This is a genomic window from Pararhodospirillum oryzae (assembly GCF_007992075.1).
GTDB lineage: Bacteria > Pseudomonadota > Alphaproteobacteria > Rhodospirillales > Rhodospirillaceae > Pararhodospirillum > Pararhodospirillum oryzae.
Genome location: NZ_BJZO01000166.1, coordinates 1 through 2,047, shown reverse-complemented (window position 1 = coordinate 2,047; position 2,047 = coordinate 1). Strand labels below are relative to the sequence as shown.

Sequence of the window (2,047 nt, the reverse complement as noted above, 5' to 3'; positions counted from 1 at the left end):
TTATTCGACCGATTGCGGCGGCGGCCAAATTTCGCTGTTCGTCTGGGGGAGGTGAGGCGGGAACGGGGTTGGATTTTAAAAGAAGGTGCCCAAAAAGAAATTATTAATGGACAGCGTCAAGTATCCGAATTGACAGATGGAGATTTTGAGCCCGGATTCAGGCAAAAAGCCGTGGACATGAGAATCGGCGTTGATATCGCTTCTCTTACGCTCAAGAGGCAGGTCGATGCCATTATTCTGGTTGCCGGCGACAGCGATTTTGTACCCGCAGCCAAACTGGCTCGGCGTGAGGGGGTTCGCGTCGTCCTGGATCCTCTTTGGCGCGAGGTCGGGGACGGGCTGTTCGAGCATATCGACGCACTACGGAGCGGATTTCCCAGACCAAGATCGGCTGCCCTCGCCCCCCCAGAGGGGCAAGGGGCCGAAGGGACAGGGTGATCGGTCGGGCTCAGCCCTCGCGGGGGAAGTAGAGCAGGTCGAGGGGGGGAGGCACCAGCCCCGCCTGGGACAGCATGTCATGGACCTGCCCGCGATGGTGGGTCTGGTGGTTGAAGATGTGGGGCACGATGACCCGATAGGGGGCTTCCTTCATCATGCCCCGGGAATCCCGGTAAACGAACGTCCCTTCCACGGCCACCGTGGGCATGACCGCCAGAATGCGGGCGTCCAGGGCCTCGCGCGCGGCACGCAGCGCGGCGAAATCAGGGTGCAGGACCTGGTCCAGCCCCTGGAACCACGCGAGGCTCTCGCCGGTCAGGCGCGAGAGCCATAAGCGGTCGCCGACCAGGCCGTGGTTGAGGGTCCCCAGGATCGACCCGAAGAAGGCCCGCCGGTCGCGGGTAATCTCGGTCTCGGGCAAGGTGGCGACCGCCTCGTACAAGGTGCGGTTGGCCCAGGCGTTGTAACGGCTCATCAGAAGAACGTATTCGCGCATGGGCGGGTCTCCTTCTTGTCGGAACCGGTCAGGACGTGCCGGCTGATTCAGGGGTGGGCACCGTGCGGGCGCGTCCCTTGGGCAGCCAGCGCCGCACCAGCCGCTGGCTGGGGGCTTCCAGGAAGCGGTGGCTGAGGTAGGCCGTGCCCACCGAGGCCGACACCGCGCCCGCGAACCCGAGCCCGAAGGGCACGCCATGGGCATGGGCCAGGTTCAAGATCAGCATGCCCACCGGCAGGTGCACGAGGTAGAGCGAGTAACTGATGTCGGCGAAGAACTTGAAGATCATGGGCACCCGGCTGATGGGCCAGATCATGACCCCGTAAAACACCAAGATGCCGATCAGGTCGTTGACAACCAGTTCCGCCGGTCCATGGAAAAACGAGCCGGGGACGCGCAGGTCATGCGCCAGGAACATGATCAGCAGGTTGGCGACGGTGATCATCCCCGCATGGTACGGGGCGAGCTGGCCGGTCCGTTCCAGGTAAAAGGCCCGCCCGATCAAAAACAAGGGGATGTAGGCGGTAAAATGGAGATGGAAGAAAAACAGGGAGTCCGCCTTGGCCGGCAGGATCATCCCCAGAACGGCCAGCATCAACACCACGGTCGAGGCAACGGGGCGGCTTTTCATCAAGGGGAGCGCCAGGGCCACCAGTCCATAGAACAGGATTTCGGCGTACAGGCTCCAGGCCAGGCTGAGGGCGCGCGGGGCGCGGTCGATGGGATAGTTGAGCAGGGTTCCGCTCAGCAGGTAATCGCGCACCGACGTGGCGGTGTTGCCGATGATCGGCAGCAGGTCGAGGCTGGTGGCCACGGCGCTGGCGCCCGCCATCAAGGCGCAGGCCAGCATCAAGGGCGGAAAGATCCGGACCACGCGCTTGACCAGGAACTCGGTCCGGCTTTCCTTGACCGCCACGTGGCTGATGATGAACCCGGAGATCAGGAAGAAAAGCACCACGCCCAGATGACCGCCCCCATCCTTGAGGTGAAGGGGGGTTTGAATCAGGGCGACATGGTATTCCCACGGGCGCCAGTGCCCATTGTATGTATAAATCCATAAGCCGCTGAGATGAGGGAAGACCACCATCAGCGAGGCGATCCCTCTCATACCAA

General features: G+C 62.6%; 3 protein-coding genes. 1 reads left to right on the top strand and 2 read right to left on the bottom strand.

The features are described from left to right. The coding region (locus ROR02_RS16265; protein WP_147165089.1) for an NYN domain-containing protein at nucleotides 1-438 on the top strand (438 nt) is incomplete at its 5' end. A gap of 10 nt (nucleotides 439-448) precedes the next feature. Here the strand turns inward: ROR02_RS16265 and ROR02_RS16260 are convergent. Beyond that, a complete protein-coding gene (locus ROR02_RS16260; protein ID WP_147165088.1) occupies nucleotides 449-934 on the bottom strand; it encodes a DinB family protein in 486 nt (161 codons plus the stop codon). A 28-nt stretch (nucleotides 935-962) separates the two neighbouring features. Beyond that, on the bottom strand, nucleotides 963-2,047 hold a 1,085-nt coding region (locus ROR02_RS16255; protein WP_147165087.1), incomplete at its 5' end, for an acyltransferase family protein.

What these genes read in the sequence shown, in the direction of transcription:
- ROR02_RS16260 (WP_147165088.1), bottom strand. Translation starts at nt 934, where the DNA reads ATGCGCGAATACGTTCTTCTGATGAGCCGTTACAACGCCTGGGCCAAC.